Below are 18,269 nucleotides of genomic sequence, written 5' to 3' on the forward strand. Positions count from 1 at the left end.
CTGCGTAAGTCTCGATACTATCGAGCAACGGCTAACGAAATAAGAAGCATCGCCTGATAAGGCGGTGAGAAGTCACCGTGAGGAATGGAGGGAAGGGCAGACGGGCCGAGGTAGCAGAGGTTGGCTCGCCATGATCCCGCCGTGCTGCCCTACTGGCGTAAGCCAACGCGTCAAACCAGCCAGGCGATCCCGGCAGACGGGGCGCATGAGACAAGTGAATGCATTGGGTGGCGACAAGGTAATACTGTCTCAATGTGCGCGGCGAAGGCCGGTGAGTGTCTCATGGCGGGTAGCCGCTCTGGCCTGAGCGCCGCGCGAAGTAGCGGCCCAGTGATGACGGGGCTTCTGGCCCAATAGGCGGCACTCTTTTTATTTTAATTTAAGTTTCTGTTTTTATAGATTTTAATTTGATCGAAAACGTCTCATTTTCTTGATCCTTTCGATCAACTGTCTCAGGTGCTTTTTTATACCATGCTATCTTGGCGATGGTTAAGTAGGGTTAAAAAGCCTTAGGGCATCGAAGGAAAAACGGTAGTATAATGAAGAGATAGAAGTCGTATGGAGAGAAGGTTTCATGAGCAAAGACTTGTCAGCCTATGGAGTGCCACAGGTAAAAAGACCGAAAGTAAAAGCGACCAAGCAGTTAGACTTGAGTGGGATGCAGGGGCGTCAAATTGTGCGTTCTGAAGCCAAGTTAGCGCTAAGAACGCATCGTAAGACATTCACGAAATTAGCGGATATGTGATGGATATCATCTGTTTTCCATTCGAGCGAGTGATTGAAATAAATTCGTTTATTTTAGCGACTGAGCCAGGTATGCAGGGAGAGGTGGATATACCAAAGCTGCAAGGTGCATTGGGTCGAATTGACAATGCGATCGCGTATGATGGTCTGGAAGATGTCTTTGATATTGCATCAAAGTATGCGGCAAGTATTGCCATCGCTCACGCCCTACCTGATGCAAATAAACGCACGGGGCTGATGGTCGCGCTTGAATACTTATCACTTAATGAGTTTGAAATTGTCATCGACAACGCCTTACTTGCTGATGCCGTCAGAGATCTTTTGCTTGGTGTATTAACCGAAGCGGATTTCGCGGATATTTTGTATGCACAATACGCGGCGGGGCTTGAGTGTTGAGTCAGAATTGATCCTGAGGAGATCGTTGATATTGAACTTCATCGCAGGAGCAAGGCAGATATTTTTTAGTTCACTCCCAATAACGGCACAATCGGTGCCCATCGCCTCTGAGCCCAGGCCATCCCTGATCTTAGCCTGAGCACGTGCCGACCTCATCGCATCGGTGGCAAGGTGAACCCAAAATAGGGGCTGACTTTGCGTTTTGGCAAACCGAACCCAAAATAAGGCCTGACTCTGCGGTCTGACAAACTGAACCCAAAAATAGGGCGGACTTTCACTCTCTAGAGGTATTCGTCTCTACCAAATTTCACTCTTTATTGGGGTTAACGTATACATTGTTGATATTTTGCTCGTATTTTTTGCTGGCGATCTGTGGCGAAACGTCGTGTGAGAACTCTATCCTCGGAAAAGGGGGCGATACGGGAACCGAACTTTGGCGCCAATATCCCTTGAAACATCAGCGTATGGGAACTGCACATTGCGCTCACTATCGATCGACGGTACAGGAAATGCGGGCTAATTAAGTTTGTCGTGACGAAGACTGTAGCAACAAGTTGTCAAGATCCCCCTCTGTTTACCCAGGATGGTAATGAATATCGTCAGGGGGACAGTAAAGCGAACAGTGGCGATAACCTAAGGCTTTGATGTGATGGACGCACCTCCCTTCTAGCACCGTTGTACCAAACTAATGGTGCAACCAGTAAGAGCAGGAGTAATCATCATGTCTATTAAAGTTGTCGGTATCGATATAGCCAAAAACCTCTTTCAAGTATGCGTGTTGAGTTTTGATGGACAAATCTTGTCAAACCGAAAGGTAAAGCGTGACAAGCTTCTTGATACAGTCCGTCAATTACCAGAGAAAACGGCTATTGCGATGGAATCATGCGCAACTTCGCATCATTGGGGCAGAATATTTCAAGAGCTTGGACATAGCGTAGCTCTTATCCCAGCTCAGCATGTAAAGCCATTTGTTGGGCGGCAAAAGAACGATGCTAATGATGCGAGAGCAATTTGCGAAGCATTCTCTAGGCCTGATATTCATTTTGTTCCTGTTAAGTCTGTTGAGCAACAAGACCTCAAGGCTATACGCAGTGTCCTTAAACGCTTGGTGGAGAACAGAACTGCCTTGTCGAACCAGATCGGAACGCTCCGCAATCGGGATGAAAATATCGGGTGACATTGCTTGATTAGGTTCTGATGGTGTCAACCGAGGAGAGCCTCACACGCGAGCTATCGCTCGGTTTTAACGTCGAACTCGGGGGAAACCAGCTTAAACTCATCACGACGCAAAGAGTAGCGAAGTTGTGATGAGAGTGTCCGTTGTTGCAGTGCTTGGTTGAGGGACGAGGTATAGAACTCATAACGGTTCCATCTCGCTTTCTTCGCTTGCTACATCGCGGTATCGGCATTTTTAATAGAGCCTCTTTGTTGCCGCCGTAGTGCGGATAGATACTGATGCCAACGCTGGCCGTGAGAAATACATCTTCATCGCAGAGGGCAAGGCTTTGGCGAAACGTTCGAACTACTTTATTTGCAACGATGTGAACGTCGTCCGTGCATTAGAACCCGTGCTGCTCCCAACAAATTGAACCTTCAAGTCTTAAGCGGTGTTACGAAAAATGAGGTATTCACATACTTATTTAGCATCCTCAATGGAGATGGAGTGAGAAGAAAGTTCGTAATTTGTGATGAGGCGCCGAATTGAAATTCTAACTGATCTAGTAAAGATAGGTTAGCATGACATCGATATCACTTGAGTTTGCTCCATATCATCTGATCTAACGCACTCAGTTCACTGTGAGCGAACATCAAAGCCGCTTTCAGCATAAAATAATGTAGCAATATGTGTATTGGAAGAGCTAGGTTTAGTAGGTAAATATGTCTCTTTCGAGGCTATTTGTGTGGAAGTTTTTATATCAAGCTTGGTTGTTAGCTTTGGGTAGACGGCGCATTAATTAAAATGAAACTTGATGCAAATGTAAAGTTAATGAAAAATAAGTAGTTTAATAGAGGTGCTTAGGCTCCTTATTACGTATTTGAAACTTCAGTAGTGGCCATTACCAATGAAAAAAAAAATGATAACGGTAGGGGGGGTTGTGTGTTCATTGCCTTTCTCTGCGTTCGCAACCAATATAACTGCGCCGGTAGAGCGTTTACCCTCTAATCAGAGTTTTACTGGATTAATTTTTACCCCAAATGCTCAGTTACTAGAATATGGCGACGTTTCATTCAGTTATGCGCAAGGTTTACCTTGGCTACAGCGGATTGAAGATCTAGATTCACTTACGTTCTCTTTTGGGTTATTAGAAGGTCTAGAGGCTACAGGTAGAATTGTGACAGATGATTACCACTCCAACTGTTTTGAAACAGGATGTGGTGGGATACGCGATCTCTCGATGTCGTTGAAGTATCAATTACCTAATTGGTGGAACATTGATAATTTTAATATTGCTATTGGGGTTCAGGATTTAGGTGGGGCGGCCAACCATTTTCAAACTAATTACGTAGTGGGAGACTATACAGCCAATTTTGCTCCATTACGTTTTTCTGCTGGTTATGGTATTTCAGATATTGAACTAGGAGTTATGGACGGTGCTTTCGGAGGTGTGGAATACCAACCATTTGACTTTATACAACTCACTGCAGAATACGATGCAGTTGAGTTTAACTCATCAGTGAAATTGTTCACGCCAGAAGAGCTCTTACCTTACGATATGACAGCTTCTTTGAGTTACCAAATTTACTCTGGCCATGAAACGGACGAACAGAATATATGGAATGTCGCATTGTCTGTACCGCTCATTACTGATTATACCCGCTCTCGCGAGTATGCTCGTAGTAATGTGTCACTGATGGACAGGCTCTCTCTAGAGCAACGCAAAGCTGATAATGCGTCAATCTCTGCCTTGGTAAGTGCACTGCGCAACGAAGGATTTGTGAATATCCAAGTCGGTACCTTAAACCAGTCGGTTGTTGTGGCACTAGAGAACCGCCGCTACAACCAGAATCAAGCTGACGGATTAGGTGTCGCTTTGGGTATTGTGTCGAGTCATTTAGGTCAAAATGCGGCGCAAGATATAGGTGCTGCATCGGATCAATTTGAACTTGTGATGCTTGCCAACCAAAAACCAGTGGTCAGTGTTTTGTCTGACGCTAACTGTTACCAAAGTTTTGTCAATGGCAGCGCAGTTTGTGATGACATTCAGTTTATCACGCGCGATTTGCCGGAAAGATTAGACATGGTTGATTGGAAAACAGAGCGAGTCAATCCAGGCACTTTAGATTCGCAGATCGTACTTTCTCCCATGGTAAGGCATGGTTTTGCAACCGAGTACGGTGTGTATGATTACTCTTTTGCTATGTCTAGCAACCTATACACCTACCTATGGTCTGGCGCGGCAATTGATGTTCGTCATATTTTACCTTTAGCAGAAAGTGACGACTTTGAAGAGGGCGGGTATTTCGAAGATAGTGCGTACGAGAACGAGATTGATCGTGCAATGGTACATCAGTTCTTCCGTTTACCATATGTCGATATAGCTAACCAAGTTTCCCTAGGCTTGGTTAAGTCGGATTATATCGGTGCGCGCAGCGAATCAGCTTGGTTCTCTCAATCGGGCAACCATGAGTTGGGGCTAGAGATGAGCTACTTCCAACATCAAGACGAAAAAGACAAAAATGGTTATGCGAATCCAGACCGACAAACCTTTTTAACTCGTTATACATTCTCTATGCCGGAGTGGGATTGGCAGTTTAATGCGACTGCTGGCGAGTTTTGGAAAGGGGATGTCGGCGCAAAATTCACGACCTCACATTGGTTTGAAGATATAGAAGTATCAGCAAGTTATCAGGTGACAAAGTTTAATGATACAGACGAAGAGCAGCTTGTCACTGTGTCAGTAAAACTGCCATTAACGCCATGGCGCGATATGTCGCCGGGAGTGATACAAGTTCGTGGTAACGAGGCTTATGATTTCAACGTTACGACACGAGTTGGCAACGATACAAACTATTTGGCAGCAGGCCAGGGTGATGAACTCGTGATGGATAATAGTATGCTTCGCCGCTACTTTAACCGAGGCCGTTATGGTCAAGAGTACTTTGAGCAGAACAAGCTTCGCATTCGCAATGCTTATTGGCGTTACTTGGGTACTCAATTGAATTAAGTTGTGTTGCTAGTTAGGCTTTTAGTTAATCGCCGCACTCTACCGAGAGTGTCGGTGTTTTGATATGCTAGCGTCAGTTAAATTATAGGAAATAAAAATGAAAATTGCTGTAGCAGGCACGGGCTACGTCGGTTTGTCCAATGCCATGTTATTGTCACAAAACCATGAGGTTGTGGCGGTTGATATTATCCAAGAAAAAGTGGACTTGTTGAATGACAAGACATCTCCAATTGTTGATGCGGAAATCGAACATTTCCTTGCAAACAAAGAACTCAACTTTATCGCGACGCTAGATAAAGAGCTGGCTTACAAAGACGCGGAGTTTGTTGTTATTGCCACACCAACGGATTATGACCCTCAAACGAACTACTTTAATACTTCTTCAGTTGAAGCAGTGATTAAAGATGTGATGGCAATTAATCCAGATGCAGTTATGGTGATTAAGTCGACTGTACCTGTGGGTTATACTGCGCGCATTAAAGAGGAGCTCGGTTGTCAGAATGTTATGTTCTCTCCAGAGTTTCTTCGTGAAGGTAAAGCACTTTACGATAACCTCCACCCGTCTCGCATAATCGTTGGTGAACGCAGCGAACGTGCAGAGAAGTTCGCTAATCTTTTAGTTGAAGGCGCGGTAAAAGAAGACATCTCGGTTCTGTTTACTGACTCTACAGAAGCAGAAGCTGTTAAGCTGTTCTCAAACACATATCTTGCGATGCGCGTAGCCTATTTTAATGAGCTAGATTCGTATGCTGAAGCACACAATCTTGATGCTCGCCAAATTATTGAAGGTGTAGGCTTAGACCCTCGTATTGGCAATCACTACAACAACCCGTCATTCGGTTACGGCGGGTACTGCTTACCAAAAGATACAAAGCAACTGTTAGCAAACTATCAGGATGTTCCAAATAACATTATCGGAGCGATTGTTGATGCAAACCGCACTCGTAAAGATTTTGTCGCAGAGTCTATTCTCAAGCGAGAACCAAAAGTTGTGGGCATTTACCGCTTAATTATGAAGGCTGGCTCAGACAATTTCCGCGCTTCGTCTATTCAAGGCATTATGAAGCGTATCAAGGCAAAAGGCATCGAAGTCGTGGTGTATGAGCCAGTACTTAAGGAAGATGAGTTCTTTCATTCTGCTGTTATCCGCGATATTGAAGAGTTCAAACAAATGTCTGATGTTATTGTTTCTAACCGCATGGTTGAGGAACTAGCTGATGTGGCTGATAAAGTTTACACCCGTGACCTGTTTGGTAGCGATTAATTAGTCTTTATATTCAAAATAATGTAATAGGCTCCCTCAGAGGAGCCTTTTTTTAGTTGGTAATGGTTATGATTAAAAAATGTTTATTCCCTGCAGCGGGTTACGGCACACGTTTCCTTCCTGCAACTAAGTCGATGCCGAAAGAAATGATGCCAGTGGTGAACAAGCCATTGATTGAATACGGTGTTGAAGAAGCGATTGAAGCCGGCATGGACGGTATGTGCATCGTCACCGGTCGTGGTAAGCACTCGTTAATGGATCACTTTGATAAAAACTACGAGCTAGAGCATCAAATTAGCGGTACAAGTAAAGAAGCGCTGCTTGATGATATTCGTTCTTTGATTGATTCTGCGAGTTACACTTACATCCGTCAGCGTGAAATGAAAGGCTTAGGTCACGCTATTCTTACGGGACGTGAACTGGTCGGTGATGAACCGTTTGCAGTTGTGCTCGCGGATGACCTTTGTGTGAATGAGGACCAAGGCGTTCTAGCGCAAATGGTTGAGCTGTACAAACAGTTCCGCTGTTCAATCGTTGCGGTACAAGAAGTGCCGGAATCAGAAACGCATAAATACGGTGTGATTGCTGGCGAGATGATCAAAGATGATATCTTCCGCATTGATAACATGGTTGAAAAGCCAGAACCAGGCACTGCACCTAGCAATCTAGCGATTATTGGTCGCTACATTCTGACACCTGATATCTTTGAACTGATTGAAAATACAGTGCCAGGTAAAGGTGGTGAGATTCAAATCACCGATGCGCTGATGCAACAAGCTCAATCTGGTTGTGTTTTGGCATACAAATTTAAAGGTCAGCGCTTTGATTGCGGTAGCGTAGAAGGCTACATTGAAGCCACAAATTACTGCTACGAGAACCTTTATAAGAAAGATTCCAGTGCGGAGCTCGCGAAAAAGCCAACCGTGAAAATTGCTGAGCCAGCGTAAATCGGAACTTCCTATTAGGTACTCCGACGGTACAACACAAACAAAAAGGGATGCATGATGCATCCCTTTGTTATTTTTACTCTCAGTAAAAACGAGATTAAGCTTTTGCTTTTGCCGCTGCTTTAGCGATTGCTGCGAAGCTCTTAGCGTCTAGAGAAGCGCCGCCAACTAGAGCACCGTCGATGTCTGGTTGTGAGAAGTAAGCTTCAGCGTTTTCTGGCTTAACAGAACCACCGTATTGGATGATTACTTGTGCTGCAACTGCTTCGTCTTTCGCAGCGATAAGTGCGCGGATAGAAGCGTGGATGCGTTGTGCATCTTCAGCTGTTGCTGCTTTACCAGTACCGATAGCCCAGATTGGTTCGTAAGCGATGATTGCGCCGTTTAGAGCTTCAACACCGTAAGTGTCGATAACTGCGTTGATTTGACGTGCACATACAGCTTCAGTTTCGCCAGCTTCGTTTTGCGCTTCAGATTCACCGATACAGAAAACAGGTGTTAGGCCGTTTTCTTTTAGGAAGTTGAATTTCTTAGCGATAAACTCGTCAGATTCGTTGTGGTATTCACGACGCTCTGAGTGACCGATGATGATGTGAGTAGCACCGAAATCTTTCAGCATTTCTGGAGACATATCGCCAGTGAACGCACCGCTGTTGTTTAGGTCAGTGTTTTGAGCACCTAGGATGATCTTGTTACCGCCTTCAGCGATTACGCGCTCTGCTAGGTCGATGTAAAGTGCTGGTGGAGCGACTGCTACGTCAACACCTTCAACGCCTTCAAGCTCAGCGTTAAGACCAGTTAGCAGCTCAGTTACCATTGCTTTGCTGCCGTTTAGTTTCCAGTTACCCATCACTACAGGACGACGCATAGGAATATCTCCCTTATCTTTAATGTAAATAGTCAATTAATGTAAAAAATCTACGTAGGAATATAACAGAATAATGTGAACAGATCATGATTGGCGTCATGTCTTGTCCGGCTTTCTTTACTGATTCGACCAAGCATCGATCCTGTTATTTTTGTCAAAAACAATCGATTGGTGATCACGTAGACAGAATGATAGTTCATTCCTCGGAAATTGCTGCTGAGATTGGTATTACTACGCGCTGGAATTAATTGTTGTAGAAAGGAATCAAAATGCCAAATCTCGTTTTAGAGTATTCAAACTCGGTGGAAGAGCGTGTCAATGTTCAAGGGTTGCTGGAGGATTTACATAAAACGGCGTTAGAGAGTGGTCTTTTTGAGCTCGCGTCAGTGAAATCTAGAACGCTCAGGTGCCACAATTGGTTAATTGGGGAAGAGGGTGATAGCCTCGATTTTATCCATATTAACTTTGATTTGCTATCTGGCCGCTCCCAAGAACAAAAGCGAGAGCTGTCACGAGCCTTGATGGCGACACTTCAAGAGCAAGCCAGTCACGTGCACAGCTTAACGGTCAACATCCGAGACATGGATGTAGACAGTTTCCAGAAGGTAGTGAATTAGGTTGAACAGAGTTTCTTGAGAATAACGAGTAGGGTTAAGCATCGCGAGATGCAAGGGAGCTGAAAGCTAATAGGCCTTATCGAGTGTTTATCGTTGCTTGAGCTTAGTCTCTCTGCTTGTTAGAACGGCGTTGTTGGCGCTTACACTGCAGGTGTACTTTCCAAACCATATCGACTCGGCTAATCTATAACCTTTCTATTTTGGGGTAAAATTTGATGTCGACTAAAGAGTTACTGTTTTCTTTTCAAGGACGTATAAACCGTAAAACCTACTGGATTTGGAACGTCATTTACTATGTCTCTATTCTAGGTTTTGGTGCTGGAATCAGTAAGCTATTTCCTACTTTCTCCTATTTACTTCTCCCTATTTTCTTGGTGATTTTGTTAATCCCTGATTTGGCGATCACCACCAAGCGTTGGCATGACCGCAACAAATCAATCTATTGGCTAGCACTGAATATTCCGTTGATTATCGGGCGAATCGCCACGCCAATGACCAGCCCTGTCGCACAAGAGCCGTCGACACCGCAAATGTTCGTCGCATCCATTTCTCTGATTTGTGGTTTATGGATTCTAATTGAATGTGGCTTCTTAAAAGGAACATCAGGACCAAACCAATATGGCCCTGAGCCGGAGTAATCGCTTCAAGTAACGTGCTTGCTGAAAGTAGATTCTTAGTCTCGCTGAGGCTTGCTAGAATGACGAACTCCTTTGATCTAGAGCTTGCTATAGTGACGGTCATTCTGAACAACGGGGTACGAGCGTGATTCAGAATCTATCGTCCGCTTGAGCAGTAGCTAAGGTGAGTGGGAAAGAATAGGAGTTTGCTGTTACTTGATTCTTAGTCTCGCTGGAGCTCGCTAGAATGACGAGCTCTTTTGAGCTAGAGCTTACTATTGTACCCGTCATTCTGAACAACAAGGCACGAGTGTGATTCAGAATCTACGCCCAGAGCGCTCCGAGTTTGAACTGAGCGATTGAATTACAATGGAAAAGTAACAGCGAATCATGAAGGAGAATGAATCATCGATAGGACACCTTGCGTTAATATCCTAACGTCAAACAACAACGCCGTTCTTTACATTGGTGTTACCAGTCAGCTGCCTCAAAGAATATGGCAGCATAAAAACGGAGTAGTTGAGGGATTTACCAAGAAATACAACGTTCATAAGCTCGTTTACTTTGAGTTATTCGAAGATATGGCAACTGCCATAACCCGAGAGAAGCAGCTCAAGCAGTGGAAGCGTAAATGGAAGTTAGACTTGGTAAGAGAAATGAATCCTAACTTTCTCGATCTATCTACTGAGAATCAGTAAAAATCGTCCCTATCTTTAAACGCATTTAAGCTAACCACATCCGCTTTTTGAGTCGGTGCCGTTTCCCCTTGTAGCGCTGCTCTGAACTTCACGACCTGTTTTTGTAATTCGTTCATCAATACCACATTGGTGTGGTGAGGGTTTTTACACGTGCTGATGACCCTATCGATGTGGCTTTGCTGAGCCCACAGTCTTTCTTGCATGTTTTCTGATGCACTTTCGATCATCCCTTTCGCCATTTCATGACGAAATTGCTCAAAAGCTTCTGGATCTCGCTCTGCCATTCGAACCATTTCATCGAATGGCGGAAGCGTTTGAGAAGAGTAGTGACGTAGAGTAGACATCAATGTTCTCCAAATCCTTATGGAAATTGCCTTTAGTTACTAAAAGCCTATACCACTAGAAAGAGGAGAGAGGATGAATTCTTCAGCCGTCTCATTTATAAGAGAAGCTTTCAGGCGTGAGATTGAATAAGTGCGGCATGTCGATGTTTGTTTGTGGTGGTTACTGCAGTTGTTGGATGCGGTACACACAGCGTCTTTGACCGCTGATGATATGCTCGGTGCGCTCTATTTTGGTGTCACGTCCAAGCAAAGACTGAAAGACGCTCAATTCCGATTGGCACAAGCTTGGGCAGCGAGTTGCGGCTTTACAAATCGGGCAGTGATTTTCGATCAAGATAAATCCGTTCTCATCTTGCTCAAGCTCGGCCATATAGCCTTCTTGTTCTCTTAGTGTCACAAGAGTTTCTAGTTTGCCTTGCAGAGAGTTACATTGCTCAAGATGCTGACGATAACTTTGTAACGTGAGTTTTTCCCTTTCTGATGTGACTTTTTCCAGTCCATCTTTGCCAAAAATATGTTCGACAGCTTCTATAAACTGAATGGTCAACTCACCGTGACGGTCAGCAAATTGCTCATGACCTTTTTGAGTGAGAGACCAATGACGAGCAGGGCGACCAACTTTTACTTTGACGTCATGAATAGACAGGATGCCATCATCTTCTAAACTCTGCAGGTGCTGACGCGCCCCCATAGTTGTCATACCCAGCTCAGAAGAGAGTTGTTTTGCAGTGACGGAACCATCACGCTTAACGATTTGCAATATCCTATCTACGGTCTTCATATACCCACCATTTATACGTCAGTACATATTATGCGCGATAGGGTTAGTAAAGAAAAGTGTTGACTTAGTTTGAGTGTGGATTTGTAGGGGCTATGTTCATATGAGCCAATATACGTCGTCATTCTGAACTGCGAGGAACGAGGTGATTCAGAATCTATCGTTCGGTTGTGCAATGGTTATGGTGAGAGGGAGAGAATAGGAGTTTGCTGTTATTAGATTCTTAGTCTCGCTGGAGCTCGCTAGAATGACGAGTTCTTTTGATTTAGAGCTTATTAAAGTCACCGTCATTCTAAACAACGAGGAATGAGTGTGATTCAGAATCTATCGTCCGGCTGTGTAGGGGTTATGGTGAGAAGGAGAGAATAGGAGTTTGCTGTTACTGGATTTTTTAGTCTCGCTGGAGCTCGCGAGAGTGGCGAACTCTTTTGATTTAGAGCTAATTAAAGTAACCGTCATTCTGAACAACGAGGAACGAGGTGATTCAGAATCTATTGTCCGGCTGTGCGGAAAGAAAGGCTCAAACTCAGATTGAGCTAGAGCCTCGAGAAATGCTTAAAGAATAATATCACGCACTTCTGGATCTTTACGATCTAGGTAGTGAGTCGACTTAATGCGACGAATAGTACGGCATCGACCACGCACGAGCAGCGTTTCTGTGGTTGCGATATTGCCTTGGCGAGAGATGCCTTCCAGCAAGTCACCTTTAGTGATGCCTGTAGCTGAAAATACCACATTGTCGCTACGAGCCATGTCTTCCATTTTGAGGACAACATTCGCTTTTACGCCCATTTCATCGCAGCGTTTTAGTTCGTCTGCGCCGTAAATGCGGTTTTCTTCAGTATCGCCTTTTACTTCGTGACGCGGAAGTAGACGACCGTGCATGTCACCGTCTAGCGCTCGAATCACCGCGGCTGAGACGACCCCTTCTGGCGCGCCGCCAATACAGTACATCATGTCCACTTCACTGTCTGGCATACAAGTCAGAATAGAGGCAGCCACGTCACCATCAGGCACCGCAAAGACACGTACGCCCATTGCTTGCATTTCTGCAATAACGTCATCGTGGCGAGGTTTCGCAAGGGTAATAACGACTAAGGTATCAAGTGGTTTGTTCAGGGCTTTTGCTACGTTCTCTAGGTTCTCTTTTAACGGCTTTTCTAAATCAATTGCGCCTTTTGCACCAGGGCCAACAACCAGTTTTTCCATGTACATATCTGGCGCTTTAAGAAAGCTGCCTTTCTCACCTGCGGCAAGTACGGCTAGTGCGTTGGATTGCCCCATTGCGGTCATGCGAGTCCCTTCAATCGGGTCGACTGCAATATCCACTTCATCACCACCAATACCCACTTGCTCACCAATGTATAGCATTGGCGCATCATCGATTTCACCCTCACCAATGACAATTTCACCACTGATATCTGTTTTGTTCAGTAGGATGCGCATAACTTCAACAGCTGCGCCATCGGCTGCATTTTTATCGCCACGGCCAAGCCATTTGTAACCAGCCAAAGCTGCACCTTCAGTCACACGGGAAAATGCCATTGCTAAATCGCGTTTCATGATGTCTCCAAGTAAGCAAGAGGGAAGAAGAATTTGCGCGGCGATTCTATCACAACGTAGGGTAAACGTTTGCCTTTTTGCGGAGCTTTTACTTTATCTAACTTGAATTTGATCAATACTTAGGGCGATTTTCAGCGTGGCGGGAGGCAAAATTCTTGCTCAAAAATGCTTCGGCGATAAGAAAAGTCAGCGTTTAGTGAGATTGCGCCGATTTTTTGACCGAATGATGCGAAATATCGAATATAGTGAGTGTTTCTCATCGCGACGCTGAGTAGAATGAACCTTATATAGGTTAGGTGTGCATCAATCTCGCACATCGTCCCAACGGAATAACATAGGTAGGCCAAGATGTCTTTTGAAGTACTAGAACAACTAGAATCTAAAATTCAAACTGCAGTTGACACAATCACTCTTCTTCAGATGGAAGTCGAAGAGCTGAAAGAAGATAAAGCAAAACTTGCGGAAGAAGCGAACGAGCTTCGCTCTCAACGTGAAGAGCTAGAGCAAAAAGCACAACAAGCACAGCAAGAGCATGCGCAATGGCAAGAGCGCATTCGTGCACTACTTGGCAAAATGGACGAAGTGGAATAATTCGGCTTCTTCATTCTAAATTAAAAACACCCGCGTTAAGCGGGTGTTTGTGTTTTGGGCAAGTTGAAAATCGTTAGGACAAGCTCGATTCTGATAGCCAAGATAAGGTCCTATAACTTAGGTACCTAAGACTCGTTATTCTTCTTCATCCAACTCTAAATCAATATTCAATGGCTCAGGCGACAGGATGATCCCAGTGCTATCAGCATAAATATAATCTTCAGGTAAGAAGCTGACGCCGCCAAAGTTGACTGGTACATCTAATTCGCCGATACCCTGGCTGGTCGCTCCAACAGGAATAGAAGCGAGGGCTTGAATGCCTAAGTTCATATCTTCAAGTTCATCTACTTCACGAACACAGCCGTAAACGACAATGCCTTCCCACTCGTTTTCTTCCGCAATAGTTGCGATTTCTGCATCGATAAGGGCTTTACGTAGGGAACCGCCACCGTCAATTAACAAAACGCGACCAAGTCCATCTTGCTCTAATGTCTCGCGGATCAACGAATTATCTTCAAAACACTTGATGGTGGTGATTTGCCCGGCAAATGAAGCGCGACCGCCAAAATTACTGAACATTGGTTCAACCACATCTACCTGATCGAGGTAGATATCACAGAGTGCTGAGGTATTGTATTCCATAGCGTACCTTTCTAAACAGAAATTGGTTGTCTTTGAGTATATCTAGGCATTAAGTCAATGCAATGACAATCCTTTTTTAACTTACTAGAGTTTGAGCTACCACAATTGTTGCAAACAAAACGTTGGTGACTAAAGAGCATTTCACGATGACTGGCATCATTGGTGCTATCTGAGCGGGCTTTTGTGTATGCCAAACCGCTTTACCATGATCGGCCACGAAATAAATACTAAGTAAAAATGGCAAGCTAATCCAAACGGGTTTGTCTTGAATTAACAAGTAAGCCGCAAAGGCAAGAATAGCACCGCCAAGTAAAACAAAGTGGTACTGCTTGGCTTTGCGTTGACCCAAACGCACTGCGACCGTGCGTTTACCACACTCTCGGTCGTTCTCGATATCACGCATATTGTTGATGTTGAGTACTGCAACGGCGAGTAAACCGCAGCCTAGAGCAGGTAAGAATAGCGTGGTATCTACGTGACCAGTATGCAAGAAATAGGTACCGGAGACGCCGAGTAAACCAAAAAACAAGAAAACTGAAATATCGCCAAGCCCCACGTAACCGTATGGTTTGCTACCCATGGTGTAAGCAATCGCCGCGAGGATGGCTAAAATTCCCAGCCCGATAAACGTCACAATGCTTTCTAGTGAGCTTAGTGAATAGAAAACTAACACTAAGCCAGAAATGGCGGTCAGAACGATGTTAAAGATAATCGCCTGTTTCATCTGTTTCGCACTTACCGCGCCAGACTGCATCGCTCGTAATGGGCCAAGGCGTTTGTCGTTATCTGTACCTTGAACGGCATCGCCATAGTCGTTTGCCAGGTTGGACAGAATTTGCAGCAATGTCGCGGTTACGAAAGCCATGATGGCAATCGTCAGTGAGAAATGACCCGCCGAGTAGGCGAGTACGCTACCTGTTAAGATAGAGACCAATGCCAGAGGTAATGTTTTTGGACGAGCGGCTTCAAGCCAGATCTGTAAAGATTGTTTCATGGAAATTTCGTGCTAGTAACCAATGTGCCCAGTATAAGCACAAAGAGGCAGATACGCTATTGACCTAAAACAACTCAACTAAAAGTCAAAGGGTGAAGTAGAAGGAAAGCAGTTTCGATATTTGAGGCGATAAAATAGCCCTCTTTTTGGAAAGTGGAGGGTACGGAGAACACTGCTATTAGATTCTTAGTCTCGCTTGAGCTCGCTAGAATGACCAGATCTTTTGATTTAGGTGTTGTCACAGTAATCGTCATTCTAAACAAAAAGCCCAGAAACAAGGTTCTGGGCTTTGGTAAAATAGATTGCGATTAAAGAATAAAGCGGCTTAGATCTTCATCTTCAATCGTGTCGCCTAGGCGCTCTTTCACATAAGCGGAATCAATAACGAATTTAGCGCCAGATTGCTCCGCTGCGTCGTAAGAGATTTCATCCATCAAGCGTTCCATTACGGTGTGTAAGCGACGAGCACCGATGTTTTCTGTGCTTTCGTTGACCGTCCATGCCGCTTCCGCGATTTGCGTGATGCCATCTTCTGTGAACTCGATGTCCACATCTTCCGTTTTCATCAACGCAACGTACTGCTCTGTTAGAGAGGCTTTTGGCTCTGTCAGAATACGTTTGAAGTCGTTGCTGCTTAGTGCCTCTAGCTCAACACGAATTGGTAGACGACCTTGCAATTCTGGGATCAAGTCAGATGGTTTTGCCACTTGGAATGCACCAGATGCAACAAACAGAATGTGGTCTGTTTTTACCATGCCGTGCTTGGTTGATACCGTGCTGCCTTCAATCAATGGAAGTAGATCGCGCTGAACACCTTCGCGTGAAACGTCTGGGCCTGAGCTCTCACCGCGTTTACAGATCTTGTCGATCTCATCGATAAATACGATGCCGTTGTTTTCAACGTTGAAAATCGCAGCTTCTTTTAGCTCTTCTTGGTTTACCAGTTTCGCCGCTTCTTCTTCCGCTAACGCTTTCATTGCGTCTTTGATTTTCAGCTTACGCTTTTTCTTAGTGTCGCCTGCCAGGTTTTGGAACATGCCTTGCAGCTGGTTAGTCATCTCTTCCATACCTGGGGGCGCCATGATCTCTACGCCCATTTGTGGTGCGGCTACGTCGATTTCAATTTCTTTATCGTCTAGTTGGCCTTCACGCAGTTTCTTACGGAAGATCTGGCGAGTGTGAGAAGACTCTTCCGTTTGCTCTGCTTGACCCCAGCTATCACGTGCTGGTGGCAGTAGCGCATCAAGAATGCGTTCTTCCGCTTGCTCTTCAGCGCGGAATTTTACTTTTTCCATCGCTTGTTGATGCGTCATTTTTACCGCGACATCAGTCAGGTCACGGATGATGGTTTCAACTTCTTTACCAACGTAACCCACTTCTGTGAATTTTGTCGCTTCAACTTTGATGAATGGTGCATTTGCCAGTTTTGCTAGGCGGCGTGCTATTTCAGTCTTACCAACACCAGTAGGACCAATCATCAAAATGTTTTTTGGCGTCACTTCGGCACGCAAACTTTCTTCAAGCTGCATACGGCGCCAGCGGTTACGAAGTGCAATCGCAACCGAACGCTTGGCTTTTTCTTGACCGATAATGTGGCGGTTCAATTCATGAACGATTTCGCGAGGCGTCATTTCAGACATATTCTTTCCTTACTTCGTTACGATTACGCGGTTGGTTTTTCAGGCTCTACCGTTGAGTCTAGCTCTTCTACTGTGTGGTGGTGGTTGGTGAAGACACAAATATCACCCGCGATGTTGAGGGCTTTTTCCGCGATCTCACGAGCATCTAGATCTGTGTTTTCTAGTAGGGCGGTTGCGGCAGCTTGTGCGTAAGCACCACCAGAGCCAATCGCAATCAGGTCGTGTTCTGGCTGTACGACATCACCATTACCGGTAATGATTAACGATGCGGTTTCGTCGGCAACGGCAAGCAAGGCTTCGAGCTTGCGCAGAGCACGATCGCTGCGCCAGTCTTTGGCTAGCTCAACCGCAGCCTTAGTAAGGTGGCCTTGGTGCATTTGCAGTTTGCTTTCGAAGCGCTCAAAAAGGGTGAAGGCATCTGCGGTGCCGCCAGCAAAGCCTGCTAGTACTTGGTTGTTATATAAGCGGCGAACTTTGCGCGCATTACCTTTCATTACGGTATTGCCTAGAGATACTTGGCCATCACCCGCGATGACGACTTTATTATTTCGACGTACAGATACAATGGTAGTCACAGTCGACCTCTTGATTATTTCTCTTTGGATTTAATTCAGTATATGGGGGAGGGGAAATAGGGATTCAAGGGGGCAAAAAGAAAGGCCCTAGGATCTTAGCTCCTAGGGCCTGAGTTTAAAGATTTTCTTTCCAAATCGCACATGGCTCGATTTTCGCGCGTTGCAGTTTATGACGGTCACGTTCTGCATCACGTTTGAACTTATACGGACCTAGCACCACGCGATACCATGAACTACCTTCTTTCTTACGAATCTTGCTCGACATCCCTTGGAACGCGATTGCAAGTTTACGCTCTTCTGCTTGCGCCTGGGTTTTGTAAGCGCCACATTGCATGATGTAAGGAATTTTAGAAACTTCAATTTCTTTGGCCACAACTTCAACTTCACGTTTCGGTAGTGACTCGACATATTCCCATTTTTCTTCTGGTGGTGGCGGCAAATCTTTTTTCGGCTTTGGTTTGCTCGCAGTGGTTGTTGGCTGTTTCACGACAGGTGGTTTTGGTTCTGGGTCGCTACTCAAAAGGTAAAGACCATAGCCAAAACCGCCCACAAGCAAGATAGCGAGCAGGCCACTACGCCAAGGTTTTTTTCTTCTCGGCGGTTGTTTTTTTGTCGACTTTTTTGGGGCACCTCGCCCCCGTCTTACATAATCTCTATTTGCCACGGTTATTTCTGGTCATCAAGGATTCTTGCAAATATGTTAATCCAGAACGAGTTGAGAAAACACCCTATTGATAGAATCTTGATAGGTGACTTCTCACCGCCTTATCAGGCGATGCTTCTTATTTCGTTAGCCGTTGCTCGATAGTATCGAGACTTACGCAG

Annotated in this window: 18 protein-coding genes and 1 pseudogene; 10 read left to right on the forward strand and 9 right to left on the reverse strand. The window is 45.0% G+C overall.

All coding sequences use genetic code 11. The features are described from left to right. Nucleotides 1-574 precede the first annotated feature (574 nt). The 6 genes and pseudogenes from ACWYVB_RS23410 (at nucleotide 575) to galU (ending at nucleotide 7,517) form a co-directional block, all read left to right on the forward strand. Entirely contained in the window at nucleotides 575-745 is a 171-nt protein-coding gene (locus tag ACWYVB_RS23410) for a hypothetical protein (RefSeq protein ID WP_005397970.1), read from the forward strand. Next, entirely contained in the window at nucleotides 745-1,140 is a 396-nt protein-coding gene (locus tag ACWYVB_RS23415) for a type II toxin-antitoxin system death-on-curing family toxin (protein WP_213916540.1), read from the forward strand. The genes ACWYVB_RS23410 and ACWYVB_RS23415 overlap by 1 nt, the downstream gene beginning before the upstream one ends. Nucleotides 1,141-1,861: 721 nt before the next feature. Continuing rightward, nucleotides 1,862-2,281 (forward strand): annotated as a pseudogene (locus ACWYVB_RS23420) (IS110 family transposase); the annotation flags it as partial. 934 nt (nucleotides 2,282-3,215) lie between these two features. Further along, nucleotides 3,216-5,306 carry a YjbH domain-containing protein gene (locus ACWYVB_RS23425; protein ID WP_318080253.1) on the forward strand — a complete coding sequence of 697 codons (2,091 nt, stop codon included), beginning with the start codon at nucleotides 3,216-3,218 and terminating at the stop codon, nucleotides 5,304-5,306. 97 nt (nucleotides 5,307-5,403) lie between these two features. After that, on the forward strand, nucleotides 5,404-6,570 hold the full coding sequence (locus ACWYVB_RS23430) for a nucleotide sugar dehydrogenase (RefSeq protein WP_457530367.1): 1,167 nt from the start codon (nucleotides 5,404-5,406) through the stop codon (nucleotides 6,568-6,570). Between the two features lie 68 nt (nucleotides 6,571-6,638). After that, a complete protein-coding gene (galU, locus tag ACWYVB_RS23435) occupies nucleotides 6,639-7,517 on the forward strand; it encodes a UTP--glucose-1-phosphate uridylyltransferase GalU (RefSeq protein ID WP_203346702.1) in 879 nt (292 codons plus the stop codon). 97 nt (nucleotides 7,518-7,614) lie between these two features. On the opposite strand, the gene tpiA is transcribed toward galU, so the two are convergent. Then, complete coding sequence (gene tpiA / locus ACWYVB_RS23440; protein WP_005384863.1) at nucleotides 7,615-8,385, reverse strand: triose-phosphate isomerase; 771 nt, start codon at nucleotides 8,383-8,385, stop codon at nucleotides 7,615-7,617. 269 nt (nucleotides 8,386-8,654) lie between these two features. On the opposite strand from tpiA, the gene ACWYVB_RS23445 reads away from it, so the two are divergent. The 3 genes from ACWYVB_RS23445 to ACWYVB_RS23455 all read left to right on the forward strand — a co-directional run bounded on the left by ACWYVB_RS23445 (nucleotide 8,655) and on the right by ACWYVB_RS23455 (nucleotide 10,317). Further along, nucleotides 8,655-9,002, forward strand: a complete 348-nt coding sequence (locus tag ACWYVB_RS23445; protein ID WP_005397960.1) for a 5-carboxymethyl-2-hydroxymuconate Delta-isomerase — start codon at nucleotides 8,655-8,657, stop codon at nucleotides 9,000-9,002. Nucleotides 9,003-9,217: 215 nt separating this feature from the next. Further along, nucleotides 9,218-9,640: a DUF805 domain-containing protein gene (locus tag ACWYVB_RS23450; protein WP_012841178.1), complete on the forward strand. Its 423-nt coding sequence runs from the start codon at nucleotides 9,218-9,220 to the stop codon at nucleotides 9,638-9,640. A 410-nt stretch (nucleotides 9,641-10,050) separates the two neighbouring features. Next, entirely contained in the window at nucleotides 10,051-10,317 is a 267-nt protein-coding gene (locus ACWYVB_RS23455) for a GIY-YIG nuclease family protein (RefSeq protein ID WP_373273918.1), read from the forward strand. Here ACWYVB_RS23455 and ACWYVB_RS23460 read toward each other — a convergent pair. The 3 genes from ACWYVB_RS23460 to glpX form a co-directional block, all read right to left on the reverse strand. Beyond that, on the reverse strand, nucleotides 10,311-10,661 hold the full coding sequence (locus ACWYVB_RS23460) for a DUF3135 domain-containing protein (protein ID WP_031780672.1): 351 nt from the start codon (nucleotides 10,659-10,661) through the stop codon (nucleotides 10,311-10,313). The genes ACWYVB_RS23455 and ACWYVB_RS23460 overlap by 7 nt on opposite strands. Before the next feature lie 160 nt (nucleotides 10,662-10,821). Continuing rightward, nucleotides 10,822-11,442 (reverse strand): helix-turn-helix transcriptional regulator, encoded by a 621-nt coding sequence (locus ACWYVB_RS23465; protein ID WP_005397957.1) that lies wholly within the window; start codon nucleotides 11,440-11,442, stop codon nucleotides 10,822-10,824. 552 nt (nucleotides 11,443-11,994) lie between these two features. Further along, nucleotides 11,995-13,002 carry a class II fructose-bisphosphatase gene (glpX, locus tag ACWYVB_RS23470; protein ID WP_005397956.1) on the reverse strand — a complete coding sequence of 336 codons (1,008 nt, stop codon included), beginning with the start codon at nucleotides 13,000-13,002 and terminating at the stop codon, nucleotides 11,995-11,997. Nucleotides 13,003-13,350: 348 nt separating this feature from the next. Here glpX and zapB point away from each other — a divergent pair, with 348 nt between their 5' ends. Further along, nucleotides 13,351-13,593: a cell division protein ZapB gene (gene zapB, locus ACWYVB_RS23475; protein ID WP_005379536.1), complete on the forward strand. Its 243-nt coding sequence runs from the start codon at nucleotides 13,351-13,353 to the stop codon at nucleotides 13,591-13,593. A 135-nt stretch (nucleotides 13,594-13,728) separates the two neighbouring features. Here the strand turns inward: zapB and rraA are convergent, their stop codons facing one another. The 5 genes from rraA to ftsN all read right to left on the reverse strand — a co-directional run bounded on the left by rraA (nucleotide 13,729) and on the right by ftsN (nucleotide 18,108). Further along, nucleotides 13,729-14,235 (reverse strand): ribonuclease E activity regulator RraA, encoded by a 507-nt coding sequence (gene rraA / locus ACWYVB_RS23480; protein ID WP_005397954.1) that lies wholly within the window; start codon nucleotides 14,233-14,235, stop codon nucleotides 13,729-13,731. 76 nt (nucleotides 14,236-14,311) lie between these two features. Further along, complete coding sequence (locus ACWYVB_RS23485) at nucleotides 14,312-15,229, reverse strand: 1,4-dihydroxy-2-naphthoate polyprenyltransferase (protein WP_005397953.1); 918 nt, start codon at nucleotides 15,227-15,229, stop codon at nucleotides 14,312-14,314. Nucleotides 15,230-15,537: 308 nt separating this feature from the next. Continuing rightward, nucleotides 15,538-16,869 (reverse strand): HslU--HslV peptidase ATPase subunit, encoded by a 1,332-nt coding sequence (gene hslU, locus ACWYVB_RS23490; protein ID WP_005397950.1) that lies wholly within the window; start codon nucleotides 16,867-16,869, stop codon nucleotides 15,538-15,540. Between the two features lie 23 nt (nucleotides 16,870-16,892). Further along, nucleotides 16,893-17,444: an ATP-dependent protease subunit HslV gene (gene hslV, locus ACWYVB_RS23495; RefSeq protein ID WP_005383176.1), complete on the reverse strand. Its 552-nt coding sequence runs from the start codon at nucleotides 17,442-17,444 to the stop codon at nucleotides 16,893-16,895. Between the two features lie 115 nt (nucleotides 17,445-17,559). After that, a complete protein-coding gene (gene ftsN / locus ACWYVB_RS23500) occupies nucleotides 17,560-18,108 on the reverse strand; it encodes a cell division protein FtsN (RefSeq protein WP_031780671.1) in 549 nt (182 codons plus the stop codon). Between the last annotated feature and the right edge of the window lie 161 nt (nucleotides 18,109-18,269).

This window comes from Vibrio sp. JZG10 (genome assembly GCF_054064075.1).

Excerpts from the sequence above, each read along its gene's own strand:
- tpiA (WP_005384863.1), bottom strand. The coding sequence starts at position 8,385 with ATGCGTCGTCCTGTAGTGATGGGTAACTGGAAACTAAACGGCAGCAAA.
- ACWYVB_RS23465 (WP_005397957.1), bottom strand. The coding sequence starts at position 11,442 with ATGAAGACCGTAGATAGGATATTGCAAATCGTTAAGCGTGATGGTTCC.
- ACWYVB_RS23460 (WP_031780672.1), bottom strand. The coding sequence starts at position 10,661 with ATGTCTACTCTACGTCACTACTCTTCTCAAACGCTTCCGCCATTCGAT.
- ACWYVB_RS23425 (WP_318080253.1), top strand. The coding sequence starts at position 3,216 with ATGATAACGGTAGGGGGGGTTGTGTGTTCATTGCCTTTCTCTGCGTTC.
- ACWYVB_RS23450 (WP_012841178.1), top strand. The coding sequence starts at position 9,218 with ATGTCGACTAAAGAGTTACTGTTTTCTTTTCAAGGACGTATAAACCGT.
- ACWYVB_RS23485 (WP_005397953.1), bottom strand. The coding sequence starts at position 15,229 with ATGAAACAATCTTTACAGATCTGGCTTGAAGCCGCTCGTCCAAAAACA.
- zapB (WP_005379536.1), top strand. The coding sequence starts at position 13,351 with ATGTCTTTTGAAGTACTAGAACAACTAGAATCTAAAATTCAAACTGCA.
- ACWYVB_RS23430 (WP_457530367.1), top strand. The coding sequence starts at position 5,404 with ATGAAAATTGCTGTAGCAGGCACGGGCTACGTCGGTTTGTCCAATGCC.
- ACWYVB_RS23410 (WP_005397970.1), top strand. The coding sequence starts at position 575 with ATGAGCAAAGACTTGTCAGCCTATGGAGTGCCACAGGTAAAAAGACCG.
- galU (WP_203346702.1), top strand. The coding sequence starts at position 6,639 with ATGATTAAAAAATGTTTATTCCCTGCAGCGGGTTACGGCACACGTTTC.
- rraA (WP_005397954.1), bottom strand. The coding sequence starts at position 14,235 with ATGGAATACAATACCTCAGCACTCTGTGATATCTACCTCGATCAGGTA.
- glpX (WP_005397956.1), bottom strand. The coding sequence starts at position 13,002 with ATGAAACGCGATTTAGCAATGGCATTTTCCCGTGTGACTGAAGGTGCA.
- hslU (WP_005397950.1), bottom strand. The coding sequence starts at position 16,869 with ATGTCTGAAATGACGCCTCGCGAAATCGTTCATGAATTGAACCGCCAC.
- ACWYVB_RS23445 (WP_005397960.1), top strand. The coding sequence starts at position 8,655 with ATGCCAAATCTCGTTTTAGAGTATTCAAACTCGGTGGAAGAGCGTGTC.
- ACWYVB_RS23415 (WP_213916540.1), top strand. The coding sequence starts at position 745 with ATGGATATCATCTGTTTTCCATTCGAGCGAGTGATTGAAATAAATTCG.